Source organism: Candidatus Symbiothrix dinenymphae, from assembly GCF_001431085.1.
Map to the genome: position 1 here is coordinate 1 of NZ_BBRU01000546.1, position 234 is coordinate 234.

General features: G+C 51.7%; 1 protein-coding gene. It reads left to right on the forward strand.

The window, feature by feature from the left end; all coding sequences use genetic code 11:
* Positions 1-234 (forward strand): YDG domain-containing protein (locus tag ASC50_RS08825; protein WP_158648510.1); only part of this gene is annotated, 234 nt, incomplete at both ends.

Below are 234 nucleotides of genomic sequence, written 5' to 3' on the forward strand. Positions count from 1 at the left end.
CACAGTGGATAATGCCGCAGTGGATATTGATAATAAAGTGCCGGGGGATGACTTAATCCTATTGGATGCTTCGGCTGCTTTTGCCGACAAAAATGTGGGCACACGGTCGGTTACATTTGCCGATTTCCCGCTCGGCGGCACGGAAAAAGACAATTATGAGTTGATGGCTCAGCCGGCTGATGTCGTAGCCACCGCCGCGATTACACCCAAGCCGGTTACGCTCACAGGTTTTTC